This window comes from Paenibacillus taichungensis (assembly GCF_050994985.1).
GTDB classification, from domain to species: domain Bacteria; phylum Bacillota; class Bacilli; order Paenibacillales; family Paenibacillaceae; genus Paenibacillus; species Paenibacillus taichungensis.
On record NZ_CP194720.1, the window covers coordinates 4954960 to 4974564 of the forward strand.

Consider the following 19605-nt stretch of genomic DNA (forward strand, 5'->3'; position numbering starts at 1 on the left):
AATTACTTCGACTAGTGAAAATGCAAAGAGCAGGAATAGGGGCACTATGCTCTCATTCCTGCTCTTTTTCGAGTGAATCATCATTGCCAACTTACCGAACAACCGTCATTATGATTTTCTCCAATAACTATTGCGCCTTATTCCGCAGCTGACTGTAATACAGTTCGCTGTAGAAGCCACCTTGTTCCAGCAATGCGTCATGCGAACCCTGCTCCAGGAGCTGACCATCCTTCAGTACAAGAATACGATCGGCTTGGCGGATTGTGTTCAGTCTGTGAGCAATAACAAAGCTGGTGCGGCCTTGCATCAGGCGCTGCAGCCCTTCCTGGATTTTGATCTCCGTGACGGTATCGATACTGCTGGTCGCCTCATCCAATACAAGAATGGAAGGATCGGCCAGAATTGCCCGGGCAATCGCAAGTAGCTGCTTCTGTCCCTGACTTATGCCACTTCCGTCGGCCTGAAGCACTTTATCGTACCCGTCCTTCATTCGCACAATGAAGGAATGAGCATTCGCCAGCCTCGAAGCGGCTTCTACCTCTTCGTCGGTCGCATCCAGGCGGCCGAAACGGATATTTTCACGAATCGTGCCCTGGAACAGGAATGAATCTTGAAGAACAAATGCCATGTGTGAGCGCAAATTCTCGCGCCGAATGGTCGTAATGTCACGTCCATCCACCGTTAGTGTACCGGCTGTAGGATCATAGAAGCGGGATAACAGTTGAATCAATGTTGTTTTCCCCGCCCCGGTCGGACCTACCAGAGCAATCATCTCGCCCGGCTTGGCTTCAAAGTTAATTTCATGCAAAATATTGCGTCCCTCATCGTATCCAAAGGATACCTTGTCGAAGCGAACGGCTCCCTCCACCTTTTCGAGAGATACTGCTGCGCCTTCATCCTTCGCTTCCTCATCCTCATCCAATACCTCGAACACGCGCTCCGCACCAGCAATCGCAGACAACAACGTATTCCACTGGTTGGCCAGATCGTTGAGCGGCCGGGTAAACTGACGGGCATATTCTACGAAAATGATAATCACGCCGACGGTAACGGAACCTTGAATCGCCAAGATCCCGCCGATGCCTGCGACAATCGCAAAGCTCAGGTTGTTCAGGCCATTCATCAGCTTTGGAATAAAACCGGAGATGGTCTGTGCCCAGAAACCGGACAACCGGATCTTCGTATTTCGTTCCTCAAACCCGCGAATGACCCGTTCTTCCTGCGAGAACGCCTTGATAATCTTCTGTCCTGACAATGTTTCCTCAATATACCCATTGAGTTCGCCGAGATTACGCTGACGTTGTTTGAACAACGGCCCGGTTCTACGGGTAATCCAGCGCATGCCAATGGCCATCAGCGGTACCACGATAAATGTAAGCAAGGTCAGCAGCGGACTTAACCAGAGCATCACGCCAAACGTTCCGATCAGAGTTAACACACTGGAGAAAATCTGGATGGCCGAGCTGTTCAGCGTACCGCTGACATTCTCAATGTCATTGGTAACCCGGCTCATAATCTCCCCCTGCTGACGCTTGCCGAAGAATGGAATCGGCAGTTTGTGCAGATGGGAGAACAGATCATACCGCATGCGGAACACGGTCTCCTGTGCAATTTCAATCATCCATATATTTTGCAGCCATGACGACAAGGAAAAGAGAACATAGACTGCCACCAGACCCAATAAAAATGTCGTCCAACTGGAACTCGTTGCTTCTCCATCAATGAATTTATCCACAGCTACACCGACCATATATGGTCCAAGCAAAGCGAGCGCAGAACTGGCAAATACCATCAGCAGCACCATCGTCAGCTTGACCTTGCGACGGGCCAGATACGTCCAGATTCGGCCTAACGTACCAGACCAGTTCTTCGCCCGTGCCTTCGGCTTGCGACCTCCACCTGCCTTCAGCGTATCGGGATCAATCGGCGGCGGGGGCTGACGGAAAGGTTCAATGAATGCTTTGAACATGTGGTGTACCCTCCCCGTATTGTGATTCATAAATTCGGCGATACAGTTCAGATGAATCCATCAGATCTTCATGTTTCCCCTGTCCAATCAGACGCCCATCGTCCAACAGCAGAATCAGATCGGCAGAGGTGGTTGAACTGATTTTCTGCGTGATGATAAACGTTGTACACGACAGCTCTTCCAGTGCACCCAGCAGCCTTGCTTCCGTGGCTACATCGAGAGCACTTGTACTGTCATCCAGAATCAAGATGCTTGGACGACGAATCAATGCACGGGCAATCGAGAGCCGCTGCTTCTGTCCACCCGACAGATTGACTCCTCGCTGACCGAGCTGTGTATCGTAGCCATTCGGCAGCTTCTCAATGGTCTCGTGAATCTGTGCACGCCGCGCTGCTTCCTTAATCTCTTCGAGCGTTGCGTCCTCCCGGCCCCAGGCGATGTTATCCCGTACCGATCCGGTAAAGAGGACTACTTCCTGCGGCACATAACCGATTGCTCCGCGCAATGTGGCAATGTCCAACCGTTCTGCGTCATTACCATCTATACGAACCTCGCCTTGATCTTCGGTATAAAGCCTTGGAATAAGCTGTACCAGTGATGATTTACCCGAGCCTGTCGCTCCCATGATGGCGATACGCTCACCTCGTTTGGCTGAGAACGTAATGTCCTCCAATACGGTAATTTCACTGCCCGGATAGCTGAATCCTACACCTTGGAAATCAACTGCACCCTGGATAACAGAATTCCCTTTCCCAGCTTGTGCAGAACTATCTGTGTCCATGGATTGACCCGAATCCGAAACTTCCTCCGTGTCAAAAACTTCGTTAAGCCGTTGTGCCGAAGCACTCGCTCTGGAGAAGGTCACCAGAATCCAGGACAGCGCAGACATGGCGCCAATGGTGCGGAGCAGATAATTAATGACTGCGACGACTTCACCCACGGTTGCACTTCCGGTAGTGATATCACGTCGTCCAAACCATAGCACGGCGATGATACAACCATTCATCATGAGCAGCATGAATGGCATTGTCGTCTCCGTCAAGCGCAGCGCGGAAATCGTGCCCTTCATCAGCTTGCCGCTATATCCGGCAAACCGTTCAATCTCGTGGCCCATCCGGACGAAGACACGGATCAGCCGAATGCCTGTCAGATTTTCCTGGATGACTCCGTTGACGGCATCCAGCCTGCGCTGCACATTGCGGAACAGCAGCGCTGCCTTTTTAATCATCCAGATGACAAACACGAGCAGTACAGGCACCATCACAACAAGCAGCAGACCAAGCTTCGGATTTACCACAACCGCCATGATCATGCTGCCAATCACCACCAGCGGCACACGCGTCATGAATCGCAGACTCATAAACACCGTATCCTGCACCTGTGTGACGTCCCCGGTCAATCGGGTAATCAGAGATGATGTGGCAAACCGGTTAAATACGGCATAAGAGAACGCTTGCACTTTGTCATACAGCTTCTCCCGCAGATCGTAACCGAAGCCAAGACTCGCATGTGACGCAAAAAACGAACTCGCAATACCCGCGGCAAACGCCACGACGGCACTGCCCACAAGCACTCCACCCCATAGCCAAACCACTGACAGATCTCCTTGTTGGATACCGTTATCAATGATCTTCGAGATTAAATAGGGTTGAGCCAATTCGACCGTCAATTCAATCAGCATCATGACCAGTGCTGCGATGGCGGCGACTCGATACTTCTTCAAGTAGTACAACAGCTTGATCATAACCATTCCTCCGGCCCAGAGCGTTTAATCTTCGTGACGATTTGGTATGTTCACGCAGCCAGCTCCGTTATTCTCTTTCCATAACTCTATGTAAAATTTCACGTATCCAATACGCTTATTATATCGCATTTTTCATTGCCAAATCGTTAATATCTTTCTTTCCTCCTCTTTATTAACCTGAAATAGACCTGGAGTGAACATTCATCTGCAACAAAAAACCTGGGCAGATAGCCCAGGTGCGATGATTTTGGTTTACGATTTTTTTGAAATGCTCCAGTTACACCAAACATACTCTTACAACGACACACCACATTTATTTGCCGTATGTCTGCTCCAAACGTTCTTCTTCATTAGTGGATAGCAAAATATTCAGCAGCCCCATCGTGTTATTCGCTTCCGTTCTGGCTGATTTATACATCTCCGCAAATGCCGCCTCGTCCTGAACCGGATCGATTGCAGCCAGCTTGCCCCACACGTCGCGGGCTTTATCGTAAAGTTTCGTTAATGTGATGTCATACGTATGCTGCGCAACAGGTGCCATGGAGTCGAACTCCGCTGCATTCTTGAAAAATACCATCGAGTCCTTAAAGGACTGACTGGTGTAATCCTTGTTCTTCATGGCATCCTCCGTGAGTAGCAGCGCCTGACGAGAGATAAACAATGTCTTCACCATGGCACGCTCCAGATTGGTTGCTTCTTCCCATGACACATAGGACACTTCCGGTGCCTGAACGGTTGTGAAAAAAGGAAAGGCATCATCGATCAAACGCTGTGAATCGGAATGGATTGGAATACCTGTATTCATATTCACTACCGCATCACTATAGTTGGCGATATTAATATTTTTGGAGCCTTCTTCACTTACCCTGCGAACCGGATGATCGTTAAGCGGGACACGGATATAGCCAAGCTTGTCTGCATACTTCTCCTTCAATTCCTCCAGTGTAGAGTCCACTCCGATTTTGCCTTCTTCAGGCGAAGACCCCGCTGTATCGGAAGTTGAGGAGGTGCCCGCAGAGTCTTCAGCATTCGTATCTGCTGCCGACGAGTCAGTTGTTGACGTGGCCGAGCCATTGGTTGCTGTAGCCACCGTGCCAGCATCCTGAGCAGACTCCTTCGTCGTTGCTTCCTTCGTCCCACCGCCACATGCAGTCAATATGGCAACCAAGCTGAAAATGGCCGTGAACATCTTGATTCTATGATTCCATCTCATTTTGTAATCTTCCCCTTATCTTATGTATGTACCTGAGTTCAATTAACCTCTGCTTCAATCCATGAATAGTTCATTCCATAAATATCCTTTCGGATAACATAGATATATCACTGTGTAATCTGGTCTTTATTTTATCATAAGTTAAATACTGGGTGTATACGACAATGTGCCTGCATGCTCACCTGCACTTCTGGCTGTCCCCTTCTTACATACGGAGAGAACAAAAAAACACGGTCATCCATGAAATGAAGGACAACCGTGTTGATATGTATGCTTAGTGATCTGCATTATTCGTTTCAATTCATCGCATGGATGATGTAACAGGTTCAGGTTCCTCTTATTTAATGCCTTTGGCCTTCTCCATATGATCAGCCCGAATCTGGGGATCCGTGGAATTGACTGCGGACAGCATGTTGTAGATTGCCTGAATATCCTGTTCTTTATACAACGTTTCGGGGACTTCGGTCTCAAGCCTTTCCGTTTTACGAAGAATGGTCTCCACCAATTCATGATCATAGATAATCAGTTCATCCGAATTGACATACCGCACAGCTGGATCAACACTGATCCGGCAGCGATTGGTGAAGGTCACCATGGAGACGAGACGAACTCTTTTATAATCGCCGAGGTGTGCCTGAATGGCCTCCACATGCCCCCGGTGCTGCATCAATGGGTTATACATCTTGATTCGGCTGCTGCTGACTGTCCAGTTGGCCTCTCTTCGGCCTCCACGAATCTCACCCGTCGTCAGGTTTCGTGTCTCAATCACGAAGATCCCCCGCGGACCGATGACAACATGATCAATCGATGAATAACCCGAGCGGGACTTGGTATTGGCAACAAGCAAGTCGTTCAGAACTTTGTATTCACCCGGAAGAGCATGCAGCTGCTGGGCAGTGCTTGGTTCCTCTGGCTGACGGGTCCAATCTCCATCTGATTTCGTTTTTTTGCGTCTACTGCGGACCATACGCGTAGGTATGGGGGCCGTTGACGGTAAAGATGAAGCGGAAGCTGATATCTGGTTCGCGAGCTCTGGCTGTGACTTGAACAGAGACAGGATTTTTTTGAACATGGGCAAGCTCCGTTCTATGTAGTGTGGGTTTCGCACATCCATTATGTATACTTCTATTACTTATGTCGGATAAAGAGGGGCAAAAATAAAGGGAAGAGGGCCAAAAATCCATTGTTTAACTAAAGTATATACGATTCTTTAACCAATACTGTGACTTTAGACGCATACGAGAAGGGGGAATTTTATAAAAACAGCGTATTCCTTTCTATTGAAGAAAAAGAACACGCTGTTGTCTTGGGTGTGAGGATTAAGCCTGTAAATAATATGTGTAAAGCACCTGTGTACCCTTCTCATCCAGACCGTTGCTGGATATTTCCTGATACAAAGATTCAGCCAAGGCCAACCCTGGTGTCTTCATGCCCATGGCTTTGGCAGATTCGAGAGCGATACCCATGTCTTTGATAAAATGTTTCACATAGAATCCAGGCTCATAATCGCCTGCGATCATGCGCGGACCTAGATTGCTAAGTGACCAGCTTCCGGCTGCACCAGTAGCGATACTCTTCAGCACATTCTCCGCGTCCAGACCGGATGTCTTGGCATAAGCGAGTGCCTCGCACACACCCATCATGCCTGAAGCAATCGCGATCTGGTTGCACATTTTGGTATGCTGTCCTGCTCCCGCCTTGCCTTGCAGCACAATGTTGGTGCCCATTTGCTCGAACAACGGACGAACCGCTTCAAAGGCCTCCGTGCTGCCGCCAACCATAATGGATAGCTTGGCATCCCGTGCTCCGATATCCCCACCGGAAACTGGTGCATCCAACGCATGCAGTCCTTTGGCTTCCGCGGCTTCATAGATCCGAGCAGCCAGCAGCGGACTGGATGTGGTCATATCAATCAGGTAAGAGCCCGGTTTCGCGTTCGCCACGAGACCATCTTCACCAAGATAAATCTCCTCAACATCCTTCGGATACCCCACCATCGTGATGATGACATCACACTCGGCTGCCAGTTTGCCTGGTGTGTCATGCCATACGGCACCTTCCTTCACCAACGCTTCCGCTTTGGCGGCCGTGCGCGTATAGACATGCAACGGATAGCCTGCCTGCTGGATGTGCCCTGCCATGCTTCTGCCCATTACGCCTGTACCGATAAAGCCAACTTTCGTCTCTCCAGGTGCCTTCGTTGTATTTGTCATCGTAGGTTTCCTCCTATTTCTCTATACTTCGCTTGGAGCTTGTCTTCTAAACTTGCTATATCTGTATGTTAATGCTTTCTGTCTCTTCCGTCTATCTTGTTTCGTCTTCTATTGTTCAAAAAAATAAAATAGGAATCGAAAATCCATTTCTTGTACAACCTAACGGAAACTTCCTTGAACGGAAAGGAGAATTCCCATGAGCCGTGAAAAGGGAGAAATCACGATATGGCTGTCCTTTTCCATCATTTTGTTAAGTGCAGGCCTCGTGTGCCATGTTCTGTCCATTCCGGCGATTCTGGATTATGCAGGCAGAGATGGCTGGCTATCGGTAGTCGCTGCTGCTCCCTTCTTTTTGTTATTTCTATGTATGATGTTCGTTATTATCCGACGGGTACGCGGGCAGCGTTTGACGGACTGGATTACGCGGGAATTTGGCGCAATTCCTTCATGGATTTTCCGTATCACTGCTTCACTCATGCTGCTTGCACTCGGATCACATACCTTATATGAAACAACAAACTGGACGGTATCCACCTATCTGCAATTCACCCCACCCTATGTGCTCGCAGGCGTGGGAGCACTGGTTGCTGCCTGGGCGGCTGCCAAAGGTATCCGTTCCATTGCCATGACTTCAAGTCTTCTGCTTCCATTTGTGATCCTGCTTGGATATTTCGTGATGTCAGCCAACATAAAATACAAGGACTATAGTCAGTTGTTTCCCATCATGGAATACGGTGCCGGTCCTGTCCTAAGGGGCATGATCTATTCGCTTGCTGGACTGATGGAAATCTGGATCTTGATGCTGTTCCAACACGATATTAAAAGTAAAATTCGCTGGTGGCATCTTCTGCTGCTCGGGTTATTCATGCTCAGTATGGCGATTGGTCCAACGCTGGGAGCCATCGTTGAGTTCGGTCCGGAGGAAGCAGCAAAACAGCGAAATAGCCCCTATGAGCAATGGAAGCTGGTGAATATAGGAAAATTGCTCCAGCACGTGGACTTCTTGTCCATCTATCAATGGCTAAGCGGTTCATTTGCCAGAGTGGCGATCTCCATCTATCTTATCGTCGATCTGCTCGATTTTCGCAGACCCAAGAAAAGGTACGTTGCCGTTCTAATTGTAACCTTCATCATGTGTGGAATAGCTGTACAGTGGTGGAGAATTGATTACGTTGACTATTATGTAAACCATATTCAATTCCCCGTGATGCTGGCCTATGTATCCACGGTAACAATCCTGTTGACCCTCGCCGCATTCATACACAAAAAAGACAAGGAGGCTCCCGCCCATGCCGCTCACAACCACACCAAAGAAAAACCCCCATCTGGCTGAACCATTCCGAATCAATGAGCATAATCTGACGACGTTTTTTACAGGTTCAGACGATGTGATCATCAGCAGCCATATGATTGGGGAGTCTCCGCAGCAGATTGTCATCGTGTATTGCAGCGGTATGGTCGACAGCAAATCCATATATGATATTATTCTTCCCGAACTGACGCGAACGTACGAGAGTACTCACTTTGTTCGTGCATCGGATATCGAGAAGTCCATTACCCTGCAATGGACAAGTATAGACATACAGAACAATCCGCTGGGAAAGGAACTCATGTCCCTACGAGTGTTTGAGGGGCATATGCTCATCTGCATTCCTTCCATCCAGAAGATGTGGAGCATGGATATATCCAACATTCCTACACGGTCGCCGGATGAATCCACTACGGAAGTATCGATCCGCGGGGCACGAGATGGTTTTATCGAACGACTATCAGTCAATATTGCGTTAATTCGTACACGCCTGCGTACGGCCGAATTAGCCTGTAATATTGAATTAATTGGTTCTCGCTCCGTGACCAAAGTCGCCCTGATGTATATTAAGGACATTGCCAATCCCGAGCTGATTGATGATGTGAAGAATAGGCTGCGCAAAATCGATATCGAACGCATTATGACCGCCAATGAACTAGAGGAATTATTGTCCCCTTCCAAAGTCACATTGTTTCCGGTAACCCACTACACGGGCAGACCTGATTTTGCGGCGGAATGTCTTCTGAACGGACGTTTCGTCATTATCGTGGATGGCAATCCCAGCGTCATCATCGGACCCGTCAATTTGTTTCTGCTTCTCAAATCCCCTGAGGATGCCAGCTTCCCTTTTCTTCCGGTGAATGTGGGCCGTATGCTGCGTTTTATCGGGCTATTAATAACCGTGTTCTTGCCTGGTTTCTATATTGCGCTGACTTCTTTTCACATGGACCAGCTACCCTTTCCACTCGTAGCCACGATCTCGGTTGGGCGCATGGGTCTACCTATGGAGTCTGGTGTGGAAATGTTTCTCATTATGCTTCTGATGGAGCTATTCCGGGAAGCAGGGGTGAGGCTTCCCAGCGCCATTGGTCAGACGCTGACCGTTGTTGGCGGATTGATTATTGGGGATTCGGCTATCCGTGCAGGCATGGTTTCCCCGCTCATGATTGTCGTCATTGCTGTAACCGTAGTGGCCGGAGCAACGATTGTGAATCAGGTCATGACCAGTTCTGTTCTGATTCTGCGTTTTTTCTGTTTTGTACTGGGGGCATCCCTTGGCATCTATGGGTTCATTCTGTCCATTATCCTGTTCCTGATCTATCTGACCGATCTGAAATCGTTCGGTATTCCTTATCTGACACCGCTCAGTCCGCTTAATTTCAGACAGGCGCTGGCCTCGTTGTTCAAACTTCCGAAAGGATGGATGAAACGCAGACCTGTCTATTTGGAAACGCAGGAGCCGCGCAAAGAAGGGAATGAGCGATGAAGCGGCTTATACAACGATGGTTGCTAGGACTGCTAAGTCTCTCTCTTTGTTTTGTGACCAGCGGGTGCTGGAGTGCCTATGAGATCCAACAGGTGGACTATGCCAAAGCGATCGGGATCGATTACAAGGACGGGATGTATCACATGTATGTTCAAAGCATGGACTTTGCCAGTGTAGCCAAGAGCGAAAATTCAACCAAAACTGCGGAAGCCCCACCCGTGTGGGTTGGACATGCATCGGGGAGAACATTGAATCTGGCGGTAAACGAACTGTTCCGAAGTTCCCAGCTCCATATCGCTTGGGGCCATGTGACGGCCATTGTCATGGCCGAAAATGTCCTGACAAGCAAGCATATTACGGAAGTGTTCGACATGCTTGGACGTTTCCCTGAATCACGTTATACAACTTGGGTATACGGCACTCGTGATCCATTGGAAAATATTCTGAGCGCCACGTCCATATACAATATGTCGCCGCTGGACAGTATTCTGCATAACCCTCTTCCCTCATTCCTGGAAGAATCGCTGTTTCCTCCAGTGCTTAGTTTCAAACTCATTGCCACCCATAATGATGCGTCCACGACAACTTATCTGCCTTGCATCACCTTGAACAAGGAACACTGGTCGCAGAACAAAAAAAATTACGAATTGTTTATGATTGACGGTGCTTTTTTTGAAAGAACCGGGGATAAATTTGAATATTTGCCCCATAGCACAATTCCTGGATTTCATTGGTTACTTAAGGATATGCGGCGTGCGCCATTGATTATTGAAAACGAAGGAACCATCTATGGCGCGCTCAGCGTTGGTTTGCCCAACGTCAAAATTGTGCCTGTCATTCGTGGGAATGAGGTTTATTTCAACATCGATGCCAAGTACCTGACCGCCTTGTATGAATATATCACCCCTGTTTCCTATGACGAGATGGTCCAATTCAGCGAGAAGACATTGCGGGAGCAAATTTTGCAAACGTATCGCGAAGGTCTGAAACGTGGGGTCGATGTCTATGGACTTCAGGAGAAGGTTTATCGCAAAAATCCAAGCCTATGGCGCAAGCTGTCCAACAACGGCTCAAAGATGATCCTGACGGAAGATTCCATTCAGAAGCTGGACATTCATATTACCATTCCATATACGGGAAAATTCCGTAGGAAAGTGTAGCCATAACAAATCCCCTGCCGTATGAAACGGACTAGGGGATTGTTTGGGTTGATGCTGCGATTACTTTGTGTAGGGGTTGAAACGTTTCATAACAATCGTGAGATCTTCTAATCTTCGTTATCCAGGGATGTATGAATCCTTCTTTTCTTTAAAAGCTAAATTTTAATCCTAAATATTCAACTATGACCCATGAAACAGGCCAAAGTAATGGAACATGAACAACCCAGTAAGGGGCTTTATATCGCCCATTCTCATAACTGATCCCACAATAAAAAATCGCGAATAATACGCCCAAAGGATAGGTGAAAAGAATTTTAACCAATAGATCACGGGAAGTATCATATGTGTGTGGATACGGTGCCGATAAGGACATACCAAGTCCAAAAAGAGCCATAGGCCAAATGAACAAAGTAACTCCATACAAAATCAAAAATAATAATAAATAATTGTATAACTTCTCATTCTTCCTCTTGCTCATATGCCCTCCTGATTGCATGAACGTATTCGCACAACGTGAAAAACCTTTATTAGAAGATTTTACAGGATGGATATGGAAATATAAATAGTTTATTCCTTGCTGATTAATAAAAAGACCTCCAACCATACAGGTTAGAGATCTTTTTATGATGTTAAATTATTGTATTTACCCTATGCAGCGACCGCCTATCAGACTATTTTCCATTCTGCCTATAGTACTCCATTATTCGCATACGTGTGGTCAGTATCAGGGTCTGCGGCAGGAGCACCACAAATATAAAAATCAGCACGATCAGCCACAGATGAGCGGCAAAATTCTCTGCGCCAAACGATGGTTTGGGAAGCTCAATGAAATACCACCAGCACGGGATGGCAACAAGCCAGGTCAGTCCGGTAGAGATGAATAAATCCTTCACCCCACTCCACAGAAAGCAGAACAATGCGACAAATACAATTGGAACAGCCCAGGAATCCAATATTGGTTCCCAGCTCTGGAAGACAAAGATAATGGCAGGATATAAAAGATTAATGGTCCAGCGCCAGATCGGATTGTGGTAGATAAACATAATACCTCCTTGCTCGGCAAGTAAACTGATTAATAAGGAGACGGCGCTTTTCGCCGATCTTCGCGGTCTGCCCCTTCCATCTTTCTTATAAATCGTTTTAATTGCTCTTTGTGTTCTTCTAACTCTGCTAATTTGGATGTAGTCCCTTTAAGAAAAGTCGACATTTTTGCAGACAACTGTACTGCAGACTCTCCCTTCCAATCTTGCAGCCTTCCATAATATGCACTAAAGTATCTTTAGAGTTTATTTCCATAAAAGGAGAATTAATGCCCTATGAAAATAAAACCTGTAGCTCTGATCTTACTTATTTTTTTATTTTTATTAGGAGGATGTTCAAGTATGTCTACCTCAGATAAGCAAAATATTGTAGAAACAGCTACACTAATAAGTGTTCAGTACATAAAGAAATACTACAATGCGGATTTTATTGTAACGAGTCATGATATTGATGACCCTTCCATCCATTCACGCCTTTACCTTTATGGTCATATAACAGGACATGAAGATGAACGTATTACCGTTTCCTATAATTATGTTACACAGGAGGTTCTTAGTGTAGAAGGACCAGACTGGTTTATCGATAGCCGAAATCCGAAAAAGGAAGTACCTTCTTCCTGAGAAAAATCTGCAAAGAAATACACAGATGTATTTACACTTCGTTATATAGGAGTGGGAGAAAACCTCCCAATCTTTTTTTTCAATCTCAATGAGCTAAATATATGGAGTGCTTATAAGACGTTCTTACCAGTCTGATCATAGATATGCTTATTTCTGGGAAAGAAATGAAGAATATAAGCATGATTATGGATATTATAGCTCATACTACCTTCAGGAAATTATTGAAGGAGTGACAACATGAGGTTAAAAAGCATCATCGCCGTCGGAACGGTGTTAACTTGCTCGACGCTGTTATGGGGCTGTGGCAATGCCAATATGAACCATGCTTCACAGCAGAAGGATACTGTTCAAACCGAGAGCTGGAGCGATCCCAAACGACTGGAGGCTTCCCATCTGGAAGCGCTGGAACGGATGGAAAAGGATCATATTCATCGCATGGTTTCGCTGAATGCGAGCATGGATGAAGACAAAGTAATGACCACCCTTGAACGATCCACCCAGAAGTTGGAGGAAATGAGACCGCTCGCTGAAATGCTGCAACATGAGGGCCATCCAACGCTGTTACAACGAATTCAGGAGATGGCTGGAGATATTCAAGGCTCGAAGGAAGTGGTTGCTGAGATGAAAAAACTGCCTCAGGACGGTAAAATTAAGATCCAGTCTGAAAATTCCGATTCTTTGCACCACATCAGCAGTTTTCGCGATTACCACCAGTACATGCAAGAGAAAATTCAAACGTTGAACAAGGCGAAGTCTGCCACACATTAACCAGTATCGGCTATTCGGATTGCATTGCTCCACTGTATAAAAAACAAACTATAGTTAGATGGGAAGTCTAATTCCTGTCTAACTATTTTCTTGTAAAGAGGTATTACAGTACCCTGCTACGATCTTCTCTGTCCGCTTCCTCCATTTTACGAATATATCGGATCAGTTCTTCTTTATGAGCCTCAAGTTCAGTCAGCTTTGCAGATGCCCCCTCCATATCAGCTTGGTGAAACTGATTATTTTCCCAATCCATGTTATCCTTCATAAGCTTAAAGGGACTATTTTTAAACCCACAGAAATGTAATTTTGGTAAGCGATTATCGATATTTTATGATATAGTTCATCACTGATGAAATCCTGCATAATCAGCCTCCTAATTCAATGCATTTTTATGCTTATATGTAATCTAGTTTAAATTAAGTGTCTATAGTATATTTATACCATCATATGAAAGCCGAGATGCTATTGATTTGAAAAAAAAGGTTACTTTTCTTTTTAACCTTGGGACTAATTTTTACTATTCTAGGAGGGTGTATGTCTACTCATGTTACTGATCATAAGTTTACCCCCGTTGATCTCGATAAATCTGTAGGAATACATGGCCATGTCAAGGGAGACGATGACCAAAAAGTATTTGTACTTGTAAAATACGATCCTCTGAAGGTGGAAACGCTTTCTCTCCCTGAAGGAACGGACAAGAAATAATGCATCACATTCCATTGGTACGGCAAGGAGTAATGAAGTGAATATTCTTAATAGAAAATATCTTACATTAGCGTTCTTGTTTATATGGTTCATTTTTGCTTTCATCGTATTAAGCGGATGTATGTCAAGTGAACAAAAAGACATCCTTCAAAAAGCCGAAGTAGCAAGTCTCACTTACTTTAAAGAAAACTATGGAATTGATGTAGAATTCACAAATCATAAATTCATTCCGGCTGACTTATCTCATACGGTATCATTGACGGGATATGTGAAAGGCAACAAAGATCAAGAAGTATTCGCTATGGTGGATTATGATACCTATGAAGTCAAAACAGGTTCAGTGCCTGATCATATCAAACCTCTTAAATAAATTGATTCATTTCTCACTAAGAAGTAAGATATTGTTTAGAATTTATTTTTTCTTTTGTTTAAGCAGTTCTTTGGGGACAATAGCTGTTTGGAATTCAAACGTATCATAATCAATAAGAATAGAGACTTCCGTTTCTTTGTCGTCTTTGACATGTCCGCTTAGACTAACATTGTGACTAAGATCTTTTGGCATGAACTTATGATCTGTAAACTCAACTTCCGTATTGTATTGATCTATAAAATACTGTTGACCAATTTCTGTGGCCTGTTCAATGATTTTGTTTTGATTGGGCATAGAATTGCATCCTCCAAGGATAAGTAATAAAAGTATAGATATCATAGATAAACATTTAAGCTTTTTAAAAATATTATTCACCCCCTATATATGTGAACTTATACCAAAAGAAGTAGAATCATTATAGTGCATCTTTGGCCTAATGAAGTTATTAGGCAGTGAATGTACACATAATTCCTCCATACCCACTGCCCTCACTTTAACATGCTATTCATTCAAAGGTATTTACCCCAATCAATCATGATTCATTCCACCCACAAGGATACCCATATAAAAATGCTGAACAACATTACTGGCATAAGCGCCCCAGTGGCTAACATGATCCAAAGTGTTACAGGTCTTATATTCTGGAAGTATTGATCAAACCAGTGAAATCGATCTTTCCGCCATTTGGCAAACTTGAGTTGCCTGATCATACGCTTCAACATTTTCTGCCGCTGCTTTCCTTCTTCCACTTCTTCCAGTGTACGTCGCAACTCGTCATACAATCGCGCATCTTCCTGCTCAGCCATTGCGGTTGTCGTCATTCTGCATCCCCTCCCTTACCTAATTAACAACGGAAACGCGTCCAAAGTTTGGAATTATATAGAGAACTGAACTTAAGATTGCTCACGTTCCACAATCATCTTCGCCAATCTGAAGTTTTTAATAACGGACCGTTCCCTCAGAAAAAGTCCGGAGCGAGCTATCTCTCCTCATGTAGACAGCAAAAAGCGATCCTCTTCCATGACCAGCGTCAAGTTGGAGAACCGCTATAATGTACTGTTTAATACTACTTATACAGGTTAAACATCGCGTGTGTTACACCGACAAGATTAACCCACGTTTTCGATTAATGTGTTCAAACATACCGCACCCTGCGCACGCACATTAACCACAATAATTGGCGTATCCAGCATACCATGCATCCAGGACATATACTCCTCAACCTTTTCGTTGGGAAGAATCGTCAGAATGACCCCTGCAAATCCACCGCCGTGTATACGGCAAGCGCCATCACCCAGCTTTTGCAAGTAATTTTCAGTTAACGCCAGTGCGATACCAATCTCCTGTTCCTTCACCGAGCCGCTCTGGTATACATTCTGGAGCCACTTCCAGGAAGAATTCCCGGATGCCGTAATCAGATTCAGGAAATCAGCAAAACGCCCTTCCCGCAAGGCCTGTACCTGACCGTCCACCCGATTGTTTTCCTCCAAGAAATGCAGCGCACGCAGTACCGCACGATCCCCCGCTGCTTCACGTACCTGTTTGAGATTGGCATAAATCGCCTCGGCCGTAATTTCTCGGACATATTCGCTGCCCAACGCTTTAGCAACCGCTCTCATCTCATAAGGAACAGCAGCGTAGTCCTCAGTCAGATCCGCGTGATTCCCACCTGTGTTTACAATGACCAATGAGTAGCCGTTTTGTTGGAAATTCCATTGAACAGGCTCAATTACAGGCCCGGCCGGATTCTCAAAATCAATCGCAATTAGCCCTCCATAGGCACAAGCCATCTGATCCAGCAGACCGGAAGGTTTGTTCCAATATTGATTCTCCGCATACTGACCAATCTTGGACATGACCACCACATCCAGTGATCCATCGTTGTAGAAATGATTCAGAATCGTACAAATCAGCATCTCGAACGATGCCGACGAGCTCAGCCCGGACGCCGAGAACACGTTACTGGAGATGTACGCCTGGAAGCCGCCCACTTTGTATCCGAACTTCTCAAATCCCGCAGCCATACCACGAATCAACGCCGTAGTACCGTCGTCCTCTGCTTTCGGTGCCAAATCCGTGAGATCGATTACATATTTCTGGTCATAGCCTTCTGAATAAAAGGTAATCACCGAATCCGTCGTTGGCGCAGCCACCGCAATCGTATCCAGCGTAATACTACCAGCCAGCACCTTACCATGGTTATGATCCGTGTGGTTGCCTCCAATTTCGCTACGTCCAGCCGCGCTGAACAATTTGCTGCCATCTTGTACGCCAAAATACTGTTCGAATGATTCATTGAGCTTTGTGTAACGTGCTGTCTGTTCTTCTAGTTGTTGCTGACCGTACATTTGGGCAAACAACGCTTGGCCTGAAGTGGATTGGATCAGTTCCAGTGGTTGAGTAGTCATTGATAATCCTCCTATGGATATGCAGCATTTATTTTTTTGACGTAAATGATGAACAATACGGGGAACAATCTATGCCCCTTTACTCTCCCATTATCTCAGCTTCGTTTCGTAAAAGGTAGGGTAGAATTGAAAGTTTGTAAGCGTTTTTTCAAATTAATTATATTTCACAATCATAGGCTTAACTTTGCTCCAATTTACGTTCGCTTATTTCAGAAAGGGTGCGATGCTATCCTTCAACGAAGTTACCGGATGACCCATCAATTGTTCAAGGTCCTTCGATGTAGATACCGTATCTATACTGCTTAAAAAAGGGTAGATCCAGTGCTGCACCGACACATCCTCGCTGTGAATAACGGTCTTTCCTGCAAACGCTGTAAGCACTTCAGCCAGATCAGCAAAGGTCCAAGTTTTTGACGCGGCCAGCTCATAGATTTGCTGCTCATATCCTTTGCCTGCGAGTACGTTCGCAATTGCCTGTGCAAGATCGCTACGTGTTACAGCATTGAATCGCCAATTTCCTGGACGAGTTGTCAGTACACCACTTTGTATCGCCTCATTTAATCCAAGTACATCCACAAAATCAATGTACAACCCGTTGCGCAAAATCGTATACTTCATACCTGAATCAAATATGACCTGCTCGGTAAGTCTATGAACGCTTACTGGAATTTTAAGACCCGTCTGCGGAAAAGCAAAGCTGGTATAGAGGATATGTTCAACCCCTGCTTTCCTCGCTGCATTAATTACACTAGTATGTTGAGTTAGCCGTACTGTATCATCGGTATGTGAGCTAGAGATCAACAGCAATCTATTCACACCGGTAAAAGCTTTCTGGCATGTTTCCGGACTATCATAGTCCATGAAACGAATCTCTCCACCCTGATCCTTCAGAGCTTCTAAGGTTGAGGACATCCCCAAATTACGGACACCTGCAATAATTTGGGTAGCAGGGATCTTGGCTAGCAGATTTGCGATAATCAGATTGCCTAGTTGTCCATTCGCTCCAGTAATCATAATAGACATCCTGTTTCCCCCTCCTTTAAATGAATCACCATTAAGTAGTTAAGCTATTAACTAAATGGACAAAATGATCAGCTGGACATCAACATATTCCTCGCTGAACTAATCATATTCCTTTCCACATATCCGGCCCCAGAACCTTCTATTTTAACACCCTTTCAAACAGCATTAAGACCTGTTCAGCTTCTGTAATAAAACAATCAACTGATGCTGCTCCTGTTCATCCAACTTGCCCATCTGTCTGGCCACAGCTTCACGGTTTCCCGGCAGATGCCCACTCAATAATGTCCGCCCAGCATCGGTAATGGAAATGACTGTCTTGCGACCATCTCGTGCATGTTCAGCTCTGGCGATATAACCATCACGCTCCAGTGGGGTTAGCAGTAAACTAATGTTAGCCTTGGTGACACCAATTTTTTCGGCAAGCACTGAAGGTAGCATCGTTCCCCCATCTTTGGCAATCTCCACAAGCACACGGATTCTTGCTCCATTCAGCCCCTTCGACTGCCAGTATTTTTCCGATACGGCTACCAGGTTGGCAGTCGCCTCAACCATCGTGAAAAAAGCTGCATTTGGCAGCGGCAGATGAAGTAAATATTCCTGCAGCGCATCTCGTTTAGAGTCAATTAATGGCAAGTTTTCTTTTCGTAAATGATCCATACGTTCTGTTCCTCTCCATTTAGTTAATAACTTAACTATTTAGACTAAGATAACTTTCCCCATTAAAAATGTCAATTCATTAAATTATGACCATGAAATTAATTCATTCAAATGCCCAAAAAGCTTGCTCCAAAATTGGAACAAGCTTTTTATCTATTTTTCAACAGGTTCAACTTCAATCTGATCAACAATAAATTCATTGTCGGCTTTATCGAAGGTATACGTGATATTGAAGTCACACACATATGTAGGAGATATGCCAATAGAGCCGGGAAGACTTAATTTTATTTTGTGATTATCCAATGTATAAATAACCACACCGCCGAAAGCAAGCTCACCTTGATGGTAGTCTGGTGCTGGATCAAAATCATAATTGAAGTTACCTACTTGCCCTTGTGAAATCACTGTAATCGCTAATGTACCATCATCATTTTTAGATATACGCGATTTAATATGCTCAGCAACAATATCCTCATAACGCTGTACTTTAATTTCAGATAAGTTATCGGAGTTAACGACATGAATTTCATAGTTATCCAAGCCTGTCCCTCGACCAGTCTGAATGATTATTACAGCCTCTTCCTTACCATCACCGGTAAGATCGGTATAAAATAACTGCGGCTTCGTTCCCGAATGATGAGAAATGCTCCAATCAAAATCTTTTGTGCGCCCATTTATATCTAGAGTTACGCTTTCAATTGCATCTTCCGTTTCTTTAATTGCATAAAGTTTTACTTGTTCATCCTCAGAAGATCCGATTAATTTCAATTTTGAATTTGTCTCTTGTTCCGGTTTCGTTGTTACCTGCTTGGTGGGAGACACAACCTGTTCCAGATGGACAGCGCCTAACGATTCGGTTTGGCATCCTCCAAAAAGAACTACACTCAACAACATCAATGAAGCTATTTCTTTTATCAAA

21 protein-coding genes are annotated in these 19605 nt (G+C 45.3%); 7 read left to right on the top strand and 14 right to left on the bottom strand.

The annotated features are described in order from the left end of the window. Window positions 1–127 precede the first annotated feature (127 nt). The 5 genes from ACR1R9_RS22350 to ACR1R9_RS22370 form a co-directional block, all read right to left on the bottom strand. On the bottom strand, window positions 128–1969 hold the full coding sequence (locus ACR1R9_RS22350) for an ABC transporter ATP-binding protein (RefSeq protein ID WP_433922667.1): 1842 nt from the start codon (window positions 1967–1969) through the stop codon (window positions 128–130). After that, the gene (locus ACR1R9_RS22355; protein WP_433922666.1) at window positions 1950–3713 is read right to left on the bottom strand and encodes an ABC transporter ATP-binding protein; all 1764 of its coding nucleotides are present in this window, start codon (window positions 3711–3713) and stop codon (window positions 1950–1952) included. The genes ACR1R9_RS22350 and ACR1R9_RS22355 overlap by 20 nt, the downstream gene beginning before the upstream one ends. Before the next feature lie 313 nt (window positions 3714–4026). Beyond that, window positions 4027–4926 (bottom strand): hypothetical protein, encoded by a 900-nt coding sequence (locus ACR1R9_RS22360; RefSeq protein WP_433922665.1) that lies wholly within the window; start codon window positions 4924–4926, stop codon window positions 4027–4029. Window positions 4927–5263: 337 nt separating this feature from the next. Continuing rightward, a complete protein-coding gene (locus tag ACR1R9_RS22365; RefSeq protein WP_064640469.1) occupies window positions 5264–5998 on the bottom strand; it encodes a nuclease-related domain-containing protein in 735 nt (244 codons plus the stop codon). 247 nt (window positions 5999–6245) lie between these two features. After that, window positions 6246–7139, bottom strand: coding sequence for an NAD(P)-dependent oxidoreductase (locus ACR1R9_RS22370; RefSeq protein ID WP_433922664.1), 894 nt, complete (start codon window positions 7137–7139; stop codon window positions 6246–6248). A 196-nt stretch (window positions 7140–7335) separates the two neighbouring features. On the opposite strand from ACR1R9_RS22370, the gene ACR1R9_RS22375 reads away from it, so the two are divergent. Genes ACR1R9_RS22375 through ACR1R9_RS22385 form a run of 3 tightly spaced genes read left to right on the top strand, consistent with a single transcriptional unit; the run spans window position 7336 to window position 11094 of the window. After that, a complete protein-coding gene (locus ACR1R9_RS22375; protein WP_433922663.1) occupies window positions 7336–8472 on the top strand; it encodes a GerAB/ArcD/ProY family transporter in 1137 nt (378 codons plus the stop codon). After that, a complete protein-coding gene (locus tag ACR1R9_RS22380; RefSeq protein WP_090807766.1) occupies window positions 8429–9934 on the top strand; it encodes a spore germination protein in 1506 nt (501 codons plus the stop codon). Before ACR1R9_RS22375 ends, ACR1R9_RS22380 begins: the two co-directional genes overlap by 44 nt. Continuing rightward, window positions 9931–11094: a Ger(x)C family spore germination protein gene (locus ACR1R9_RS22385; RefSeq protein WP_433922662.1), complete on the top strand. Its 1164-nt coding sequence runs from the start codon at window positions 9931–9933 to the stop codon at window positions 11092–11094. Before ACR1R9_RS22380 ends, ACR1R9_RS22385 begins: the two co-directional genes overlap by 4 nt. A gap of 148 nt (window positions 11095–11242) precedes the next feature. On the opposite strand, the gene ACR1R9_RS22390 is transcribed toward ACR1R9_RS22385, so the two are convergent. After that, entirely contained in the window at window positions 11243–11572 is a 330-nt protein-coding gene (locus tag ACR1R9_RS22390; protein ID WP_076290325.1) for a hypothetical protein, read from the bottom strand. A 193-nt stretch (window positions 11573–11765) separates the two neighbouring features. Beyond that, the gene (locus ACR1R9_RS22395; RefSeq protein WP_433922661.1) at window positions 11766–12137 is read right to left on the bottom strand and encodes a hypothetical protein; all 372 of its coding nucleotides are present in this window, start codon (window positions 12135–12137) and stop codon (window positions 11766–11768) included. 339 nt (window positions 12138–12476) lie between these two features. Here ACR1R9_RS22395 and ACR1R9_RS22400 point away from each other — a divergent pair, with 339 nt between their 5' ends. Continuing rightward, complete coding sequence (locus ACR1R9_RS22400; protein WP_310852025.1) at window positions 12477–12755, top strand: hypothetical protein; 279 nt, start codon at window positions 12477–12479, stop codon at window positions 12753–12755. Window positions 12756–12992: 237 nt separating this feature from the next. Continuing rightward, window positions 12993–13523, top strand: coding sequence for a hypothetical protein (locus tag ACR1R9_RS22405; protein ID WP_310852024.1), 531 nt, complete (start codon window positions 12993–12995; stop codon window positions 13521–13523). A gap of 103 nt (window positions 13524–13626) precedes the next feature. Here ACR1R9_RS22405 and ACR1R9_RS22410 read toward each other — a convergent pair whose 3' ends face one another. Next, a complete protein-coding gene (locus ACR1R9_RS22410; protein ID WP_326064862.1) occupies window positions 13627–13776 on the bottom strand; it encodes a hypothetical protein in 150 nt (49 codons plus the stop codon). 281 nt (window positions 13777–14057) lie between these two features. On the opposite strand from ACR1R9_RS22410, the gene ACR1R9_RS22415 reads away from it, so the two are divergent. Both ACR1R9_RS22415 and ACR1R9_RS22420 read left to right on the top strand, forming a co-directional pair. Next, the gene (locus ACR1R9_RS22415) at window positions 14058–14228 is read left to right on the top strand and encodes a hypothetical protein (RefSeq protein ID WP_310852021.1); all 171 of its coding nucleotides are present in this window, start codon (window positions 14058–14060) and stop codon (window positions 14226–14228) included. Between the two features lie 37 nt (window positions 14229–14265). Beyond that, window positions 14266–14598 carry a hypothetical protein gene (locus ACR1R9_RS22420; RefSeq protein ID WP_433922660.1) on the top strand — a complete coding sequence of 111 codons (333 nt, stop codon included), beginning with the start codon at window positions 14266–14268 and terminating at the stop codon, window positions 14596–14598. A 42-nt stretch (window positions 14599–14640) separates the two neighbouring features. Here ACR1R9_RS22420 and ACR1R9_RS22425 read toward each other — a convergent pair whose 3' ends face one another. The 6 genes from ACR1R9_RS22425 to ACR1R9_RS22450 all read right to left on the bottom strand — a co-directional run bounded on the left by ACR1R9_RS22425 (window position 14641) and on the right by ACR1R9_RS22450 (window position 19604). Then, window positions 14641–14892, bottom strand: a complete 252-nt coding sequence (locus ACR1R9_RS22425; RefSeq protein WP_339849289.1) for a hypothetical protein — start codon at window positions 14890–14892, stop codon at window positions 14641–14643. A 245-nt stretch (window positions 14893–15137) separates the two neighbouring features. Continuing rightward, the gene (locus ACR1R9_RS22430; RefSeq protein WP_433922659.1) at window positions 15138–15419 is read right to left on the bottom strand and encodes a hypothetical protein; all 282 of its coding nucleotides are present in this window, start codon (window positions 15417–15419) and stop codon (window positions 15138–15140) included. Between the two features lie 288 nt (window positions 15420–15707). Beyond that, window positions 15708–17006, bottom strand: coding sequence for a galactokinase (locus tag ACR1R9_RS22435; protein WP_433922658.1), 1299 nt, complete (start codon window positions 17004–17006; stop codon window positions 15708–15710). 204 nt (window positions 17007–17210) lie between these two features. Then, the gene (locus ACR1R9_RS22440) at window positions 17211–18029 is read right to left on the bottom strand and encodes an NmrA family NAD(P)-binding protein (RefSeq protein WP_433922657.1); all 819 of its coding nucleotides are present in this window, start codon (window positions 18027–18029) and stop codon (window positions 17211–17213) included. A 165-nt stretch (window positions 18030–18194) separates the two neighbouring features. Next, window positions 18195–18686 carry a MarR family winged helix-turn-helix transcriptional regulator gene (locus tag ACR1R9_RS22445; RefSeq protein WP_433922656.1) on the bottom strand — a complete coding sequence of 164 codons (492 nt, stop codon included), beginning with the start codon at window positions 18684–18686 and terminating at the stop codon, window positions 18195–18197. A 153-nt stretch (window positions 18687–18839) separates the two neighbouring features. Continuing rightward, window positions 18840–19604: a hypothetical protein gene (locus ACR1R9_RS22450; RefSeq protein ID WP_433922655.1), complete on the bottom strand. Its 765-nt coding sequence runs from the start codon at window positions 19602–19604 to the stop codon at window positions 18840–18842. Window position 19605: the final 1 nt, after the last annotated feature.